This window comes from Pedobacter sp. A2324 (assembly GCF_059693705.1).
This window is the reverse complement of the sequence record NZ_JCASSK010000007.1, coordinates 184,847-199,808: the sequence shown is the minus strand read 5'-3', so window position 1 is coordinate 199,808 and position 14,962 is coordinate 184,847. Positions and strand designations below refer to the sequence as shown.

The 14,962-nt window shown below is 37.3% G+C and carries 16 protein-coding genes and 1 pseudogene; 5 read left to right on the top strand and 12 right to left on the bottom strand.

Features of this window, described 5'->3' with window-relative positions; translation table 11 throughout:
• Positions 1–207 precede the first annotated feature (207 nt).
• The 9 genes and pseudogenes from AC570I_RS20030 to AC570I_RS19990 form a co-directional block, all read right to left on the bottom strand.
• Positions 208–561, bottom strand: coding sequence for a hypothetical protein (locus AC570I_RS20030; RefSeq protein WP_047801017.1), 354 nt, complete (start codon positions 559–561; stop codon positions 208–210).
• A 578-nt stretch (positions 562–1,139) separates the two neighbouring features.
• Positions 1,140–1,901, bottom strand: a complete 762-nt coding sequence (locus AC570I_RS20025; RefSeq protein WP_047801016.1) for a hypothetical protein — start codon at positions 1,899–1,901, stop codon at positions 1,140–1,142.
• Between the two features lie 46 nt (positions 1,902–1,947).
• Positions 1,948–3,162 carry a hypothetical protein gene (locus AC570I_RS20020; protein WP_047801015.1) on the bottom strand — a complete coding sequence of 405 codons (1,215 nt, stop codon included), beginning with the start codon at positions 3,160–3,162 and terminating at the stop codon, positions 1,948–1,950.
• Positions 3,163–4,672: 1,510 nt separating this feature from the next.
• The gene (locus tag AC570I_RS20015) at positions 4,673–4,945 is read right to left on the bottom strand and encodes a hypothetical protein (protein WP_047801013.1); all 273 of its coding nucleotides are present in this window, start codon (positions 4,943–4,945) and stop codon (positions 4,673–4,675) included.
• A 75-nt stretch (positions 4,946–5,020) separates the two neighbouring features.
• Positions 5,021–5,158: pseudogene (locus AC570I_RS20010) on the bottom strand (YfcE family phosphodiesterase); the annotation flags it as partial.
• An 89-nt stretch (positions 5,159–5,247) separates the two neighbouring features.
• Positions 5,248–6,333, bottom strand: a complete 1,086-nt coding sequence (arsB, locus tag AC570I_RS20005) for an ACR3 family arsenite efflux transporter (RefSeq protein WP_047801012.1) — start codon at positions 6,331–6,333, stop codon at positions 5,248–5,250.
• A gap of 4 nt (positions 6,334–6,337) precedes the next feature.
• Entirely contained in the window at positions 6,338–6,757 is a 420-nt protein-coding gene (locus AC570I_RS20000) for an arsenate reductase ArsC (RefSeq protein ID WP_047801011.1), read from the bottom strand.
• 60 nt (positions 6,758–6,817) lie between these two features.
• Positions 6,818–7,288, bottom strand: a complete 471-nt coding sequence (locus AC570I_RS19995; RefSeq protein ID WP_047801010.1) for a DUF6428 family protein — start codon at positions 7,286–7,288, stop codon at positions 6,818–6,820.
• Between the two features lie 48 nt (positions 7,289–7,336).
• Positions 7,337–7,666: an ArsR/SmtB family transcription factor gene (locus AC570I_RS19990; RefSeq protein ID WP_047801009.1), complete on the bottom strand. Its 330-nt coding sequence runs from the start codon at positions 7,664–7,666 to the stop codon at positions 7,337–7,339.
• 274 nt (positions 7,667–7,940) lie between these two features.
• Between AC570I_RS19990 and blaOXA (AC570I_RS19985) the strand changes: the two genes are divergently transcribed.
• Both blaOXA (AC570I_RS19985) and AC570I_RS19980 read left to right on the top strand, forming a co-directional pair.
• Positions 7,941–8,750 (top strand): class D beta-lactamase, encoded by an 810-nt coding sequence (gene blaOXA / locus AC570I_RS19985; RefSeq protein ID WP_497406910.1) that lies wholly within the window; start codon positions 7,941–7,943, stop codon positions 8,748–8,750.
• 214 nt (positions 8,751–8,964) lie between these two features.
• A complete protein-coding gene (locus tag AC570I_RS19980; RefSeq protein ID WP_497406909.1) occupies positions 8,965–10,185 on the top strand; it encodes a hypothetical protein in 1,221 nt (406 codons plus the stop codon).
• A 184-nt stretch (positions 10,186–10,369) separates the two neighbouring features.
• Here the strand turns inward: AC570I_RS19980 and AC570I_RS19975 are convergent, their stop codons facing one another.
• The 3 genes from AC570I_RS19975 to AC570I_RS19965 form a co-directional block, all read right to left on the bottom strand.
• Positions 10,370–11,539 carry a chromate transporter gene (locus AC570I_RS19975; RefSeq protein WP_497406908.1) on the bottom strand — a complete coding sequence of 390 codons (1,170 nt, stop codon included), beginning with the start codon at positions 11,537–11,539 and terminating at the stop codon, positions 10,370–10,372.
• A gap of 3 nt (positions 11,540–11,542) precedes the next feature.
• Complete coding sequence (locus tag AC570I_RS19970; protein WP_497406907.1) at positions 11,543–12,058, bottom strand: hypothetical protein; 516 nt, start codon at positions 12,056–12,058, stop codon at positions 11,543–11,545.
• A 62-nt stretch (positions 12,059–12,120) separates the two neighbouring features.
• Positions 12,121–12,960 (bottom strand): chromate resistance protein ChrB domain-containing protein, encoded by an 840-nt coding sequence (locus tag AC570I_RS19965; RefSeq protein WP_497406906.1) that lies wholly within the window; start codon positions 12,958–12,960, stop codon positions 12,121–12,123.
• A 129-nt stretch (positions 12,961–13,089) separates the two neighbouring features.
• Here AC570I_RS19965 and AC570I_RS19960 point away from each other — a divergent pair, with 129 nt between their 5' ends.
• From AC570I_RS19960 to blaOXA (AC570I_RS19950), 3 genes are all read left to right on the top strand, one after another.
• A complete protein-coding gene (locus tag AC570I_RS19960; RefSeq protein WP_497406905.1) occupies positions 13,090–13,461 on the top strand; it encodes a hypothetical protein in 372 nt (123 codons plus the stop codon).
• Positions 13,462–13,501: 40 nt separating this feature from the next.
• Positions 13,502–13,921, top strand: a complete 420-nt coding sequence (locus AC570I_RS19955; protein ID WP_497406904.1) for a hypothetical protein — start codon at positions 13,502–13,504, stop codon at positions 13,919–13,921.
• A gap of 220 nt (positions 13,922–14,141) precedes the next feature.
• Positions 14,142–14,948, top strand: coding sequence for a class D beta-lactamase (gene blaOXA / locus AC570I_RS19950; protein ID WP_497406903.1), 807 nt, complete (start codon positions 14,142–14,144; stop codon positions 14,946–14,948).
• The last annotated feature ends 14 nt before the right edge of the window (positions 14,949–14,962 follow it).

The following is a 14,962-nucleotide window of genomic DNA, read 5'->3' as shown; positions in this document are numbered from 1 at the left end:
CACGATTCACGCGTAATAAAACATAGGATGTGATTGCCCTACAGGCAATAAGGACTACTCAAATATATTGATTTTTTGAAAATAGAAAAATAAAGGAGTCGCAGATGCACAATTATTATTTTTCTGTTTGAGTAAAGATGAGAAAGGAATAGATAACAAGTTCGTTCTTCATTTAGGATATTTTAATCCGTCGCTATGATTTATTCTTTACTGGTTGTTGGGCGGTATTACTAAGTCGCATTCAGAATACTCAATCGTTCTAATACCAGAAGTGGTTTGCATTTCAACTTTATTTCTCACTACTTCAATTTGATTTGTACCAGTTCCAAATATTTTTGTTAGCTGGCCAAAATTAACTATTTCCAAAATTGTAGGTTGTCCACTAACTGGGATTTCATCAATATTGTAATAAATAACGTCTTTAAATCTTAAAATTCTTTTTTCGAAAACATTATTCTTCCACTCGGTACAGAAGTGAATTAAAAAATCAATTGTCTGCCCCGAAGTTTCTCTAACTTCTATTATCTGTGAATCGTGAAAGGAAAAATCGTCAATATTCATATCGTTCCAAATAATTGTGATCAAGGGTTTGCAGCTTGGCGAAGGTGGCGGTTAAAGATAAAATTAATAAAGTTAGATGCAACCTTTAGCATAGGAAATAATATCTTATTATAAATAAGATAGATGAAGTATAAACGGCAAAACGAAATTCCACTTATCTTTAATAATTAATTAAAAACGAGGTTCTTATCCATTCTATTCAGGGCGCCCATGTGTACACCCATTTATCATTATCCACTATTAAAATCTGCTTAAACCACTCAAGACGGCACTTTAAATGGTACTAAAATGTATTTTTCGGACTTTTCGTTTTTTACGTTAATGTGGTAACTATCTGATTAATATGTTTTTATTATTTTAGTGTTGGAAATTTCATTTTGCAGTTTATATATAAGCTGTTTATAAATTTCAGGAGTAATTTTCTCAAAGAACAATAGCCGATAGCCCTCAAGGTACACAGTGCTGATTTCAACGAGGCCTTCAAAGTGAGTGTGTACTGATTTTGTTCTGATTCATATTAAACAAAATGGCCACTTGCAGAAAGTGGCCATTGTTGATGTTTTCGAAACAAGAAATTATCACTGATTTAAGCTTCCTTCATTTTTTTTAAACCTTGATAATACACTCATTATTTCATCCAGGTCAGATTTGCTTATCGCTTTATTTAAAATCCTCATGTCAATTGAGCGTTTGGGTAAAGATGGCCCTCCAGTTAATGTTTGTTGAAGTACAGGTTTGAAGCTCAGGTTAACCCTTGTTAGCTTTTGACCGCTACTTTTATCCAAAGTTTTTGAAAGGCTATAATCGATTTCACTTTTCCAGTGTTTATCAAATTCAAATGTAGTAGTATCAGGAAAGTTGATGTCTGCTACTCCCGGATTGACATACTTTTCAATAACCTTTCCGTTTTTAGTAACTTTTTTTGAAAGCAGTTTATTGCGATCATCCTGCTCAGTCGTCCCACCAGCAAAAACGGGGTTTTCTTTTAATAATGAGTCCACCTTAAACCGTGTTCCTTTTGATTGTGGAGACTGAGGTTCAAATACTAAACCAAACTCACTTCCGAGCTTATAAATAAAGAAACGGTGAATATTTGTTCTTTCATCAATACTACTTTTATCATCAGAAAATTCCATCCTTCCGTTTTTCAATGCATTCTGATTGTACTGGGTAAATTCCACAGACTGTCGGTAAACAACAGTATTATTTATTCGGCAAATCATACTTGTATCATCATGCATGTAGAACATTTTTCTTGTAGTAGCATCTAACATATCGATATTCAATACAACAGTTAAGTGATCTATTTTTTGCGTCTTAACAAGTGTACAAGCAGACATAAAAACGAGGAATACCAATAATGATCGAAGTATTCTGGACAATTTTTTAGTATCCATCATTTACATGCCATGCTGGCGAATTTATTTTTAGAGGCATATTTACTCCTTTTATTGGATTTAATTTATCGTCGCAAAGTATAACGGATTTATAATTAAAAAAAGCCTGAACGCCGGAGTAGTAAATTCCCATTACAGGCACAATTACAAATTGTTCAAAGCTTATGTCAGCGCCCGGTGTAACTCCTTGAAGACCGGTCTTTAGATGCTCTATCCCAGCATCCTGATCCCATTTCCACTCACCGTTAACCTTTACATGATGGCCAATTTCAGTACTCGTGAATTCCCAAAACCCCACCGGGTTTCTGATCACAGTCCAATTTAAAATGACTTTCCGTTTAGTAGGACTCTCAGCTTCTATGGTAATTGAATTCGCTTCCCCTGCATTTTCAGTTTTGAGGACATCTCCAACTTCAGAACAAGCATTCGAATTATCCTGATCGACAGACACAACAATATCAGAATCTTTTGAATCACCTTCTTCATCACAGGAATTATACAGAAAAGTTTGAGAGATGATCTGTCCTGTTTGCTTGATATAGACAATCAAGTATACGGGGTCGCACGAAGAGGAGGTTTTGGCTAACACCGTACGCTCGCCTTCAAGAGATTTTGAGATTAACTTTCTTTGATACACCCGATTGTTCAGATCTATATTGCCATTTTTTATAACATATCCACCCATGCTTCGGTGATGACGGGGGCTATATTGAAAAACAGTACCATTTACATCCGACTGATCTGCCCTTTCTGAACCATAACCTGCCAGGATATGCAGCCCCTTGTTTTTTACAAGTGAGGACTCACCATAAAATTCCAAAACTCGAACGTTCACCACATTCTCATCCCGAAACCTAAAAACTGTTCCGGAGATCATAGCTGCATGGTCCTTGTTAATTTTATCGGGATCAAGGCTATTGATTCCCCTTGATTGAACGACCAAAATACTGTCGCCTTCTACAAAATAATTTTCCCAATCCAAATGGAATTTACTTGTTGGACTTACAGATGCCTCTCTGGTTGCATACAACTTTTTTGCAACTGCTAACAATTTCCTGGATTCAACATTTTCTGACAATTGATCATCGCCAAATTGCTTTTTACAGGAATAAATTACTAACGATAATACACAAACGATTAGACATAGGCTTAGATAAGCGCCTCGGTTGGGATTTCTTTTGAATTCCCATTTTAAGATTTTCATATTGGAGCATTTTTTTTCAAAGAAAATCAATAAAGATTAAAACAATATTAATTTCAAAATAACTTTAGACCTCCATTCATTTTTTTGGTTTTGCATCTATGGAATGGCAATACCAGTTGGGGGTTCTTCCAGGTGCGCTCAATCCTTCCGCATAAACCGACCATTTTTTTACGATCCAGAACATGTACAAAACACTCTATAAATTGGCTAGCTACGTTAAGACAGTCGATTAAGGTTCTGTTTATTGGGATTAATATTGAATATATAAACGGCAAAACGAAATTTCCAGTAATTCAAAACCAAATTTCCACTTATTTTTAATAATTACTTAAAAACGAGGTCCTTATCCTTTCTATCCAGGGCGCCCATGTGTGCACCCAATTATCCTTATCCGCTATTAAAATCTGCTTAAACCACTCAACACCGCACTTTAATTGCACTAAAATATTTTTTTCGGAATTTTCGTTTTTTACGTTCATGTGGTAACTATCTGATTAATATGTTTTTATTATTTTATTGTTGGAAATTTCGTTTTACCGTTTATAGAAGTGTTTATACCTTTTTACGATTTGCCTAATCCTTACCCAAAAGCTTAACGCACAATATATTTCAAAATCCTAAGCGGTAGCAGAAATACATTATTATTACAAAGCCCTACTTGATGTTAATAATAATCTGTACCTCTAAATAAGTGAGAAGTTATAGAAAGTTTTTGGAGTGAGGGTGGTCATCAAATATTAACCAACTTGGTTTCCAGATTAATGCCCCCCTTTCGCAAACATTAACACAATATCTATATTCAAAAATAAAATCAAATGATATGAATAACGAACTTATCGTTGTATGGAACAGCGACTAAAGTGACGAACCTACAAAAAATAGCATTGGCAACGTAAAAATGACATTTACGGAAATGGGAAACTGATTTATGATATCATCAATGCCAATAGATTGAAAAGGATGAACTTAGTCTATAAAATAGAAGATGATATTATCATTTCTGACCAACCTTCACATCCGAAGGAAGAAAAGTCCAAATTTAAAGTTGAAAATCATAATAGATTAATCATGGAATTCGAAGGTGCTAAAACGATGTTTATACGGGCTAAGAAGAAGTGGAATTTGTTCAATAAGATATTTGGATAATAGCCTCGATCTAAGTAGTATTGATAGCCTAAAGGCAATTTCGTAACACAGCCTTCTTAGGAATCACCAATAAAGTACAAACCAAAAAGAAGTTTACCGGTCACAATACATGATCATATCTCCAATTTTGTGAACCAGCTCATCACAAATGAGGTCGCCGGTATGCCACTGAATAAAAGGTGAATCGTTTAAAAAGCTGGTGTACATGATGCCGATATATTTTCCATCAATGCTAACGTGATATTCGTTTTCTCTTTCGGCAGTAACGCCGATTTCTAAACTATCGTATCGAAGTTATAGATCTCCATTAAAATATAATTGGCTGATGATTCCATCCCCTACCCTGGTTAAATAAAACTGCTATCTATTTATTCATTTTAACTATCCTTTTTTCAATTTGTGTATCGTACTCTGTGATGATATCAATGAGGGGTTGCAGGTCGCCCGCACAGTAATCGGGATTGTAATTTTGAAAAACCACCTTCCAGCCTGTAGTGTACTTAATGATGCTGCCATAGTAAAAGTTGTTTATCATTAAATGATAATTACCACCACCTCCGTTCGGTGCAGATATTTCAACAACTTTATCTCCATCAGGAAAAGCACCGATAAACTTTATTGAGATAAGATATGACATACTTTTAAATTAACAGCACAAAGTATGCTAACTTTTTTAGTAAAAGCAAAATAGTTTATGAACAATCTACAGTGCTTATCGATGCGTAGTGATCAGGTTTTCTACTTTTAAATCATGGTTTCCGGCAAGGGTACCAATACCTCGCCTGCGAATTTCAGCTATGACTTCATTTGGCCACACGTTGTAACCAACCAGATCGCCAAGAAAGTATACAGCATCGGGCGTCTGCTAGTACAGATCTTCCAGCATAGCCTTAAAAGCTGAAAGGTTGGCATGTACATCCGGAAAAAGCGCATTTTTAATTATTGTATTGTTTCTATGGTTTTGGAAGGATAATATTTCTTTCGGAAGTAAAAAGCAAGATTCACCAGGGCAATTAATGCCGGAACTTCCACCAAAGGGCCGATCACTCCGGCAAATGCCTGACCTGAATTAATTCCAAAAACGCCAATAGCTACTGCAATCGCCAATTCAAAATTATTTCCAGTTGCGGTAAATGCAATAGAAGCACTCTTGGAATAGTCTGCGCCAAAATAACGTCCTGCAAAGAAGCTCATGACAAACATGATGGAAAAGTAAATGACCAATGGAATAGCAATTCTAACCACATCTATGGGTATGTGAACGATTAATTCTCCTTTTAAACTGAACATGATGACAATAGTGAAAAGTAAAGAAATAAGGGTAATGGGCGAAATCATGGGTACAAAAACATCATTAAACCATTCTTTTCCCTTTAGACTAATTATTGCATATCTTGATAGAATTCCAAGCGCAAAAGGCAGACCTAAATAAATCGCAACACTTTTGGCGATCTCGCCAATTGTAATGTTTATTTCTAATCCTTTTAATCCAAAATAAGGGGGCAGTACCGTAATAAAAATATAGGCAAATACACTGTATAGCAAGACCTGGAAAATGCTGTTCAAGGCAATTAGTCCTGCTGCATATTCCCTGTTTCCTTCGGCAAGTTCATTCCAGACCACTACCATGGCAATACACCTGGCAAGTCCAATCAGAATTAGTCCAACCATATATTCAGGATAATCCTTTAAAAAGATGATGGCTAGGAAAAACATCAACAATGGCCCAACTACCCAGTTTAGTACCAGCGAGACGCTTAATACTTTAATGTCTTTGAATACTTCACCCATTTTTTCATAATTCACCTTTACAAGCGGAGGGTACATCATCAGAATCAGTCCGGTAGCTAAAGGAATGTTGGTGGTGCCGCTGGAAAAGGAATTGATAAAATCAGATGATGAAGGCACAAAATAACCAATGCTCACTCCAAGAACCATGGAGATAAATATCCATAATGTCAGATACCGGTCAAGGAAACCAAGCTTTTTTCTTTCGGACACCGGGGCACAATTATTTGCACTCATATAATTACCCCGTAATATATTTGCTTATAAAATCAGCAGAATAAACTTTAATCAGGTTTCTAACCCTTCTGAATTCGTCCATGATTTCTTCTGGCGTTCCTTTTGCTTTTGCAGGATCCGGAAAGTTCTGGTGAAAGCGCTCTACCTTTCCGGGAAAATAGGGACAAGCCTGATTTGCATTGTCACACACGGTAATCACTGCATCAAAAGGAATAGACAGGTAATCATCCACATGATTGGAAGTATGAGATGAAATATCAATGTGGTCTTCTGCCATTACCTGAACCGCTTTTGGATTTACGCCATGGGTTTCTATTCCTGCACTATAAATATTGGCTTTACCTTCTGCATAATGACGCAGGTAACCTTCAGCAAGCTGGCTTCTGCAGCTATTTCCTGTACACAGGACTAATATGTTTTTCAATTTTCTTTAAATTAAAGTTTGACCGAAGAAACTAAAATCCTAATCCCCATGATCATTTATTTAGCAACAGCCACCACCTGGAGTGCATGCATTTGCAGCACCTGTTAGGTTTACCATTTCAAGTTTTTCTTTCTTTTCCGGAATGCCGCATTTGTCAATTGCCAGGCAAGCAGTCGTTTTAGAGATTAAAATAAAGTTATCCCCATCAAACGCAAGGTCATATTTTCCAATGGTCTCAGATTGGTATTCTACTTCTATATCAAGGTCTTCCATGCCAATTACCCGCTCTGATAGGGAAATGATGTTCAATAATTTCCCTGCTTTTAAACGGTGCTCAAAATCATTGGCATCCCAAAGCTGGAAATTTGCGACTTTTTCATGACGCACAGTACCACCGCAGTCTATAAAGTCTTTAGTGATCACGCCCACTTCTGTAATATGAAAGTGTTCAGGCACAACCTGACCATTCTCTAACTGAAAATTAACACTTTCTTTTTTAGCCAGGATTTCTTTAATTTCTGATAGTTTCATAACGATATTTTAATATTGCAATTTAACGATTGATTTGATTAAAAAAAGCTAACAGCAGCTAGCCTCTTGTTTATAAGCACCTAGAAATGCACTCATTTGAGTTTCTATTGATTTCCACGTTACCGGATTAATACAGTAACAAACACTCACTCCTTCAATTGTACCCTGGATGATTTCAGCATTTTTGAGTTCTTTTAGATGCTGTGAAATTGTTGCCTGGGCAAGACCAAGTTCATCTACCAGATCACCACAAATGCATGTATTAGAACTAAGGATCCTTTGCAAAATAGCAATACGGGCAGGGTGGGCTAATGCTTTAAATAAAGTAGCCAGTTGGTTTTGTTCGGTGCTGAAAATTTCTGTTCTGGTAAGTCCCATAATTATATATTGCAATATTACGATTTAATTTATTAAAGAAAATGTTTTTTAAAATTTACTTAATGTCCCCCCCCCTTTGCGATTATTCAAACAACAACTATATCCAAAAACAATTCTACCAATCACAATGCATGATCATATCGCCAATTTTGTGAACCAGCAATACCAGATTGTGTTTTTTTCCATACTTGTAAGTGAAGTAACTACATTAAGCATAAACTAAAATTTGTACTTTAGATTTTACTATTTATCTATGTTCCCTATGATACTAAATTTGAAACAAAAGCCTGTAGCAATCTTTGTACTTCTATTAATTCTGATAGCAACAAGTTCCTTTAATAATCTGCCAAATGAGGTAATTAGGGACGATTTTAAGAAATTTTATGATAAATATAATGTACAGGGGTCTTTTGTGATTTATAACCAAAATAAAGATGAATACACTTATTATAATAAGGAACAAATTTCTCAATTCTTTACTCCTGCATCGACCTTTAAAATTTGTAATACTTTAATCTCACTTGATAGCAAAGTTATCAGTGATGAAAATGCAATCATCAAATGGGATGGTAAAGAACGTCAAAATCCGGCCTGGAACCATGACACCAATATGAGACAGGCTTTTAAAAATTCAACTGTCTGGTTCTATCAGGAGATGGCAAGAAGAGTCGGAGAAACAAGAATGAAAGAATCAATAGAACGGGCGCATTATGGTAACAAGGATATTAGCGGAGGTATTGATGCTTTCTGGTTAACAGGTAGTCTCCGGGTAACACCAAATCAACAGATCGATTTTTTGAGAAAGTTGCAAAGTGGCAAACTACCTTTTTCTAAATCGTCAATGGATATCTTAAAAGATATTATGGTTGTTGATAATAACCCAAACTACGTTTTGCGTGCCAAAACTGGATCTGGAAAGCAAGATGGTAATTATATTGGGTGGTATGTTGGTTATGTAACTACTAAAGACAATGTTTTTTATTTTTCAAATTGCATTCAAACAACAGAAAAGAATCCTGATTTCAATAATGCTCGTATTGAAATTTCGAATATTATTCTTGGTGAAATGGGTGCTTTAAAATAGGTTTTCCAGTTCGGGAGCGCTTTGAGGTACAAGCATGATGGAGCGCTTTCCTTCAATTGTTTTCTTGGCGGAAATGCGAGTACCAGAGGAATTCTATGTTGGCAAGATATCCGCCCCAATAAATTGTTGTTTTAAATTCCCTGAATATTTATATTAGCCTTACCTATTGTTGTTGTTCATTTTCATGATGGCGGTTTAATTAACTTTCTTCATCATGAGCAAACAACATTCACCAGACCCGGAATCACCTGCGGATATGGCTGTAAAGCGATATGGGCCTCAGGCGTTATTATTATTAATCATTTTTGGCTTTCATCGGCTAAGTGGCTATGTATTTTCCATGGAGCCGTCCATCACCTACTACCTCTTGCTCATTCCGAATATTCTGCTCTTCTATCACCACTTTCTGACCACAATGAGCTGTATAAAACGCAACAGAGATGAGGCGTTGATTTTAGGTTTATTGATGGTTACGGTTGAACTGTTGTCTTATTTCGGATTCTTTTCGGTAATAGTTTACACCACCGGGGCGAACTGGGCATATAAAGCAGGCACCCCCGGCAGCATTTCTTTAGGATATATGATTTTAGCAGGCTTATTTCATATATTAATGGCTACTGCGTTCTTTTACATGATTAGTGATTACTATACCGCGCAGGAAGGTATTGAAAATGGGGAATTAAGTAACGAAATCGGGAAACTGCAGGTTGAATGTGATATGCTGAAGGACCGGATTCGGCAACAAGAACAGCAGCACGAACTATGGCAACAAGGACTGAATCAAAATCGTGAGTTGGAAACGGCAGATGAAATGTTAATGGCAGAAAATAGAGCGCTCAGGAAAAAAATTACTGATGATGCGAAAACAAGACTTCGAAGGGATATGAATTTTAGCCTGATTTATGCCGCGCTTAAATTTTTCAAAGTTGAGCAGGATGAATCAAATGAAGAACTTGCAGAGGCGGTAGAAAGTTTTCATGCGATGACCAGATATGCTAGCCTTATTCACAATAAAAATGTGGTGTTATTAGAACTGGAAATCAAACAGGTAACTAATCTGATCAGATTTTATGAATTCTTAAACAAGGGTAATAGTAATATTAGAATCATATGTAAAGTAAACCCTCACAGATATAAAATTATTTCTTTAATTTATGTAAGCCTGGTATCAAAAATGCTGACCAGGGCTCAGTTAAACCGCGATGAATATACCTCTGAAATTCTCATTGATGTAAGGAAAGGTTATTTAATGTTTGTAATCAGATACATGCCGAAGGTATCAACGTTAGACGAATTGAAATGGGAAACGACAAGACTCCAAACGCGACTCAATCATTTTTACAAAGGAAATTCCTGGTTAGGAAATAGTATAGACGAACAAAAATACCTGAGAACTTCCTTATGGATTAAACTTGAGTGTTGTGAGTTAGGTTAGCGAAAACAACAACTTTACCAGGGACTTATGCCATTCGCTGCACTTACATATCATCAAAATCAATTAGGGTAATTCCTTTCCCGACAAGAATGTAGGTTTTGCTTTTTTGGGTGGCTCTGTAACACATAACCCTAATCTACAAAAATTTGGATAAACCACCAACGGGTAAGTGCAGGTTCATTAATCAGAGGCCCTTGATCATTAAGCCGGTTATGGCAGCCAGCAATATGATATGCGGTTCTTTGATTTTCTTGCTGAAGATTAATATTATGGCGGCAACCACAGCTATCATTACAGTTGGAATATCGACAATTGCCCTACTGGCAATAATGATCACCGCACCGACCAAAGCGCCGACTACCACTGCCGTTATCCCATTCACAAACTCTTTAATGCTCGCGTTCCTGGCGATCTTTTTAAAGGACGGGGCTAAAGCCACCGTGAACAGGTAACAAGGAAGAAAGGTAGCAAACGCTGCTACACATGCACCCGGAAAGCCTGCCACCAGATAGCCGATAAATGCAACCGTAATCACAACAGGGCCTGGTGTAATCATGGCTACCGCTACCGCATCGACAAACCCCTGTTCATTCAACCAGTGATATTGATCTACCGCACCGCTGTGCAAAAAAGGCACGATAGCAAGTCCACTGCCAAAGACCAAAGCACCAGCTTTTAAGAAGAACCAGCCGAGTTCCTGTAAAGTTTTACCTTCATACTGCCAGATACCTGTACCCGTCAAGATCAATACCGGCAATGCAGATGGTTTTTTGATCCACTTGGGAGGTGCTTTGACCAGCATATAGATGACACCACATCCTGCAAAGAGCAGAATATCCTCTTTTTGGGTAATCACAGTAGCGACAACGCCGATCAGATAAAAAAGCCAGAGCAACCACTTGGAAAGTATTGCATTTAGATTTATCCTGCTAACGGATTTTATCGTCAGCTTGTATGCGCTGATGGCAATGATACCGATCACCGCAGCACTTACCCCGTAAAAAACGGCCTGCATCCAGGATAGTCCGCTATAAAGTTTATAGGCCATCCCGAGCAGAACAACCATTACAAAAGATGGCAGCACAAAAGCGAATCCGACCAGTGTTGCGCCCAAAAAGCGATAATGCACAAAGCCGATATATATGCCGAGTTGTGCCGCAAGCGGACCAGGTGCAAGTTGCGCCAGTGCCAAACCTTCCTTATATTCTTCTTCGGTAAGCCATTTTTTGCTTTCAACAAGATCACTGTACATGTATCCGACAAGGGCAACCGGACCGCCAAAACCCCATGTACCCAATTTTAGATAATACAGGATCAGATCGATTAGGAGGTATCGCGCAGGTAATTTTTCCATAAACTAAAAAGCAATGCCAAATTGAAAACCAATACCAAAAGATGAAGGCTGATCATTGCCAAATCTTACCGGAAGCGGAATAGCGACAAAATAGCTGCTGCCTTTATTCTTCTTCACCGTTTTATTAATAACCGGGGTTAGCCCATAACGCCCTGAAGTTTCAAAAGCGGCGCGTCCTGCAAAAGTAAAGCCACTGCCCAGAGCCACGAGTATACCCGGATGAAAAAGCACATTACTGACTTTGCTGCTACTATTTGTGGCCTTTATTGTTGGGACAATTTCAGTGGAGAAACCGATTTTGGCACTTTTCCAGATATTGATTCCAATGGGCATACCTACCGTATAGCTATCTTTAAAGTTGCTGTGCGTGCCTTGCGAACTAAATGTGACGATAGGATGCACGATCCCGATATAGCCGGCCAATTTGGGATAGGTTTGCGTTGTTTGCCCTGAACTGATGCAAGCGTTTATCATAATCAGGACTAAACAGATAAGAATTTTGTTTACTTGTGTTTGCATACCACAAGATTATGGGATTCTCCGGTGCTAAAATAGAACAGGATTTACTCTTGGTATGTAACTTACCTTTTGCTCCTGTTTTTCTTAAATTCTGAAGGAGTACGTCCGGTTTCCAGCTTGAAAATACGTGTAAAGTGGCTCTGGTCAGAAAATCCGGTCAGATAGGCGATCTCAGATAAGGCATAATCTGAGGTCTGGATGTACTTAATAGCTTTCTCAATTCGTATTTTACGGATGTATTCACCGAAGGAAAGATTATCAAAATATTTGGAAAATTCCCTTGATACGTAGGCCGGGTTTATGTTGAGCTCACTGGAGATTCCGGTCAGGGTCAATGCCAGGTTGGTATCGATCTGATCCTGTATAATGGTTTTCAATTCTTTAGCCCACGCGGGAATCTTGCTACCCTTGCCCTGCTTTAAAAATTTTTGATAGACATCCACCAGAAGTTGCTCCACTGGGCTTTCGGTGTGCCTCACATCCTGAAGGTGTTTGGCCCATGTGTACAATGCATCATAAATGATCATGCCTGCTTTTAGCAATTCCTGGTCATCCTTGATATTATATGCCATGCCCGCGGCAATTGCCCATAGTCCGGAAGCCTGACTTGCAAGACCATGCTGATCGGTATCTGCTCCCCTTACGATGGGCGCCATGACCTGCAAAGCAGGATCATCCAGCTTATATTTGTGAAGCAGAACATCAAAAGTACAAAGACCGTTTTTATGTGTCAGCTCCACTCCCAGTACGTCAAACGGGGTAGCGTTTAATTCACCGGCTTTCTCTATAACCGTATCGAAAGGCACGTAATAAAAAACGGCATCAGGATCAATAAAATTCCTGATCAGCCAGGGGCAGGCTATTCTGTCAATCTTTGGTCTTTCTCGGGTGATCCAGTTCATGATCCAAAACTAATTAGAAATAATGAGATATGATCTGCCATCAATGATGTAAAAGCCATAATCCGGGAACCGATAAAGCCATAAGGGTTCATACCCTTTCTAATTGGAATTACTAGTATATTTCTGCCAATGGCTACACCTATTTCTCGATCCGCGCAGTTGCTCATATTTAAACCATTCATTTTACCAACACAAGGCAGCGGCAAAGTGAAAGTCGGTCAGGAAGTAATTGTGAAACTTGATAACTTTCCGTACACCGAATATGGTTCAATTAGAGGAAAAGTTAGATCTATATCATTGGTAACCAGTAATGTTAAAACAGAAAAAGCAGATATTGAAACCTATTTGCTATTTTTAGATTTTCCTGACCATTTTAGAACAAACTACGGTACGACTCTTTCGTTCAGCGCAGATACCAAGGGGACTGCCGAAGTAATAACTGATGATGAAAGGTTAATTATGAGGTTGTTTGATAACCTAAAATACCACACAAATAATTAGTTGTTTTGTTGATTGTATTAAGAATTTTAATCAAGGAAGTATGGCAAAAAAAGTAAGCTCTTTTTGGGCGATGGATTGGAATAGTATATTGCGAATAGCAGGTTTTTTGGCAGCAGGAATATTGATTTTATTTTTTGCTTTTAATATTTCTTTCTTCGGAATGTTGTATCAGGGCATTGGAAAAAAAGGTTTAGCTAAAGCTACCATTATTAGTCGCACGGAAATTTTTACCACTGTGCAAACGATTAGTAAAGGAAATAAAACCAAAATGGATAAATTAATGCTTACATATACTTTCACTGTAGGGAACTTTTCCAGAATAGATTCATCGGTGATTAGCTATTCATTTATGAATGCTGAAACCCTAAACATGATTTATACACATGATTTGCCAGTAGAGGTAAAATTGAAGTATAATATTAAAAAAATTAATGATCATGTACTTTGGTTAGTTGATTAGGAATTATTTAATCATCCTATGGTCAGTAACACCTTGCAACGGATTCGCATGATCTCGCAAATGAGAGTCTGCCATCAGGCTACCATTATCGAAACGCAGAAAATCTTCTGAAACGTTATTTACCATCACCTCCATTAGATGCGGAAACTCAGCCAGGAGTATAAACTAAAATTTGTACTTTAGATTTTACTATTTAACTATGTTCCCTATGATACTAAATTTGAAACAGAAGCCTGTACCAATCTTTGTACTTTTATTAATCTTGATAGCGACAAGTTCCTTTAATAATCTGCCAAATGAAGTGATTAGGGACGATTTTAAGAAATTTTATGTTAAATATAATGTACAGGGCTCTTTTGTGATTTATAACCAAAATAAAGATGAATACACTTACTATAACAAGGAACAAATTTCTCAATTCTTTACTCCTGCATCGACCTTTAAAATTTGTAATACGTTAATCTCACTTGATAGCAAAGTTATCAGTGATGAAAATGCGATCATCAAATGGGATGGTAAAGAACGTCAAAATCCGGCCTGGAACCATGACACCGATATGAGACATGCTTTTAAAAATTCAACTGTCTGGTTCTATCAGGAGATGGCAAGAAGAGTCGGAGAAAAAAGAATGAAAGAATCAATAGAACGGGCGCATTATGGTAACCAGGATATTAGTGGTGGTATTGATGCTTTCTGGTTAACAGGTAGTCTCCGGGTAACACCAAATCAACAGATCGAATTTTTGAGAAAGTTGCAAAGTGGCAAACTACCTTTTTCTAAATCGTCAATGGATATCTTAAAAGATATTATGATTGTTGATAATAACCCAAAGTACGTTTTGCGTGCCAAAACTGGCTCCGGAAAGCAAGATGGTAAATTTATTGGGTGGTATGTTGGTTATGTAACTACTAAAAACAATGTTTTTTATTTTTCAAATTGCATTCAAACAAAAGAAAAGAATCCTGATTTCAATAATGCTCGTATTGAAATTTCGAATAATATTCTTGGTGAAATGGGTGCTTTGTAATAGCTGGTGAATTA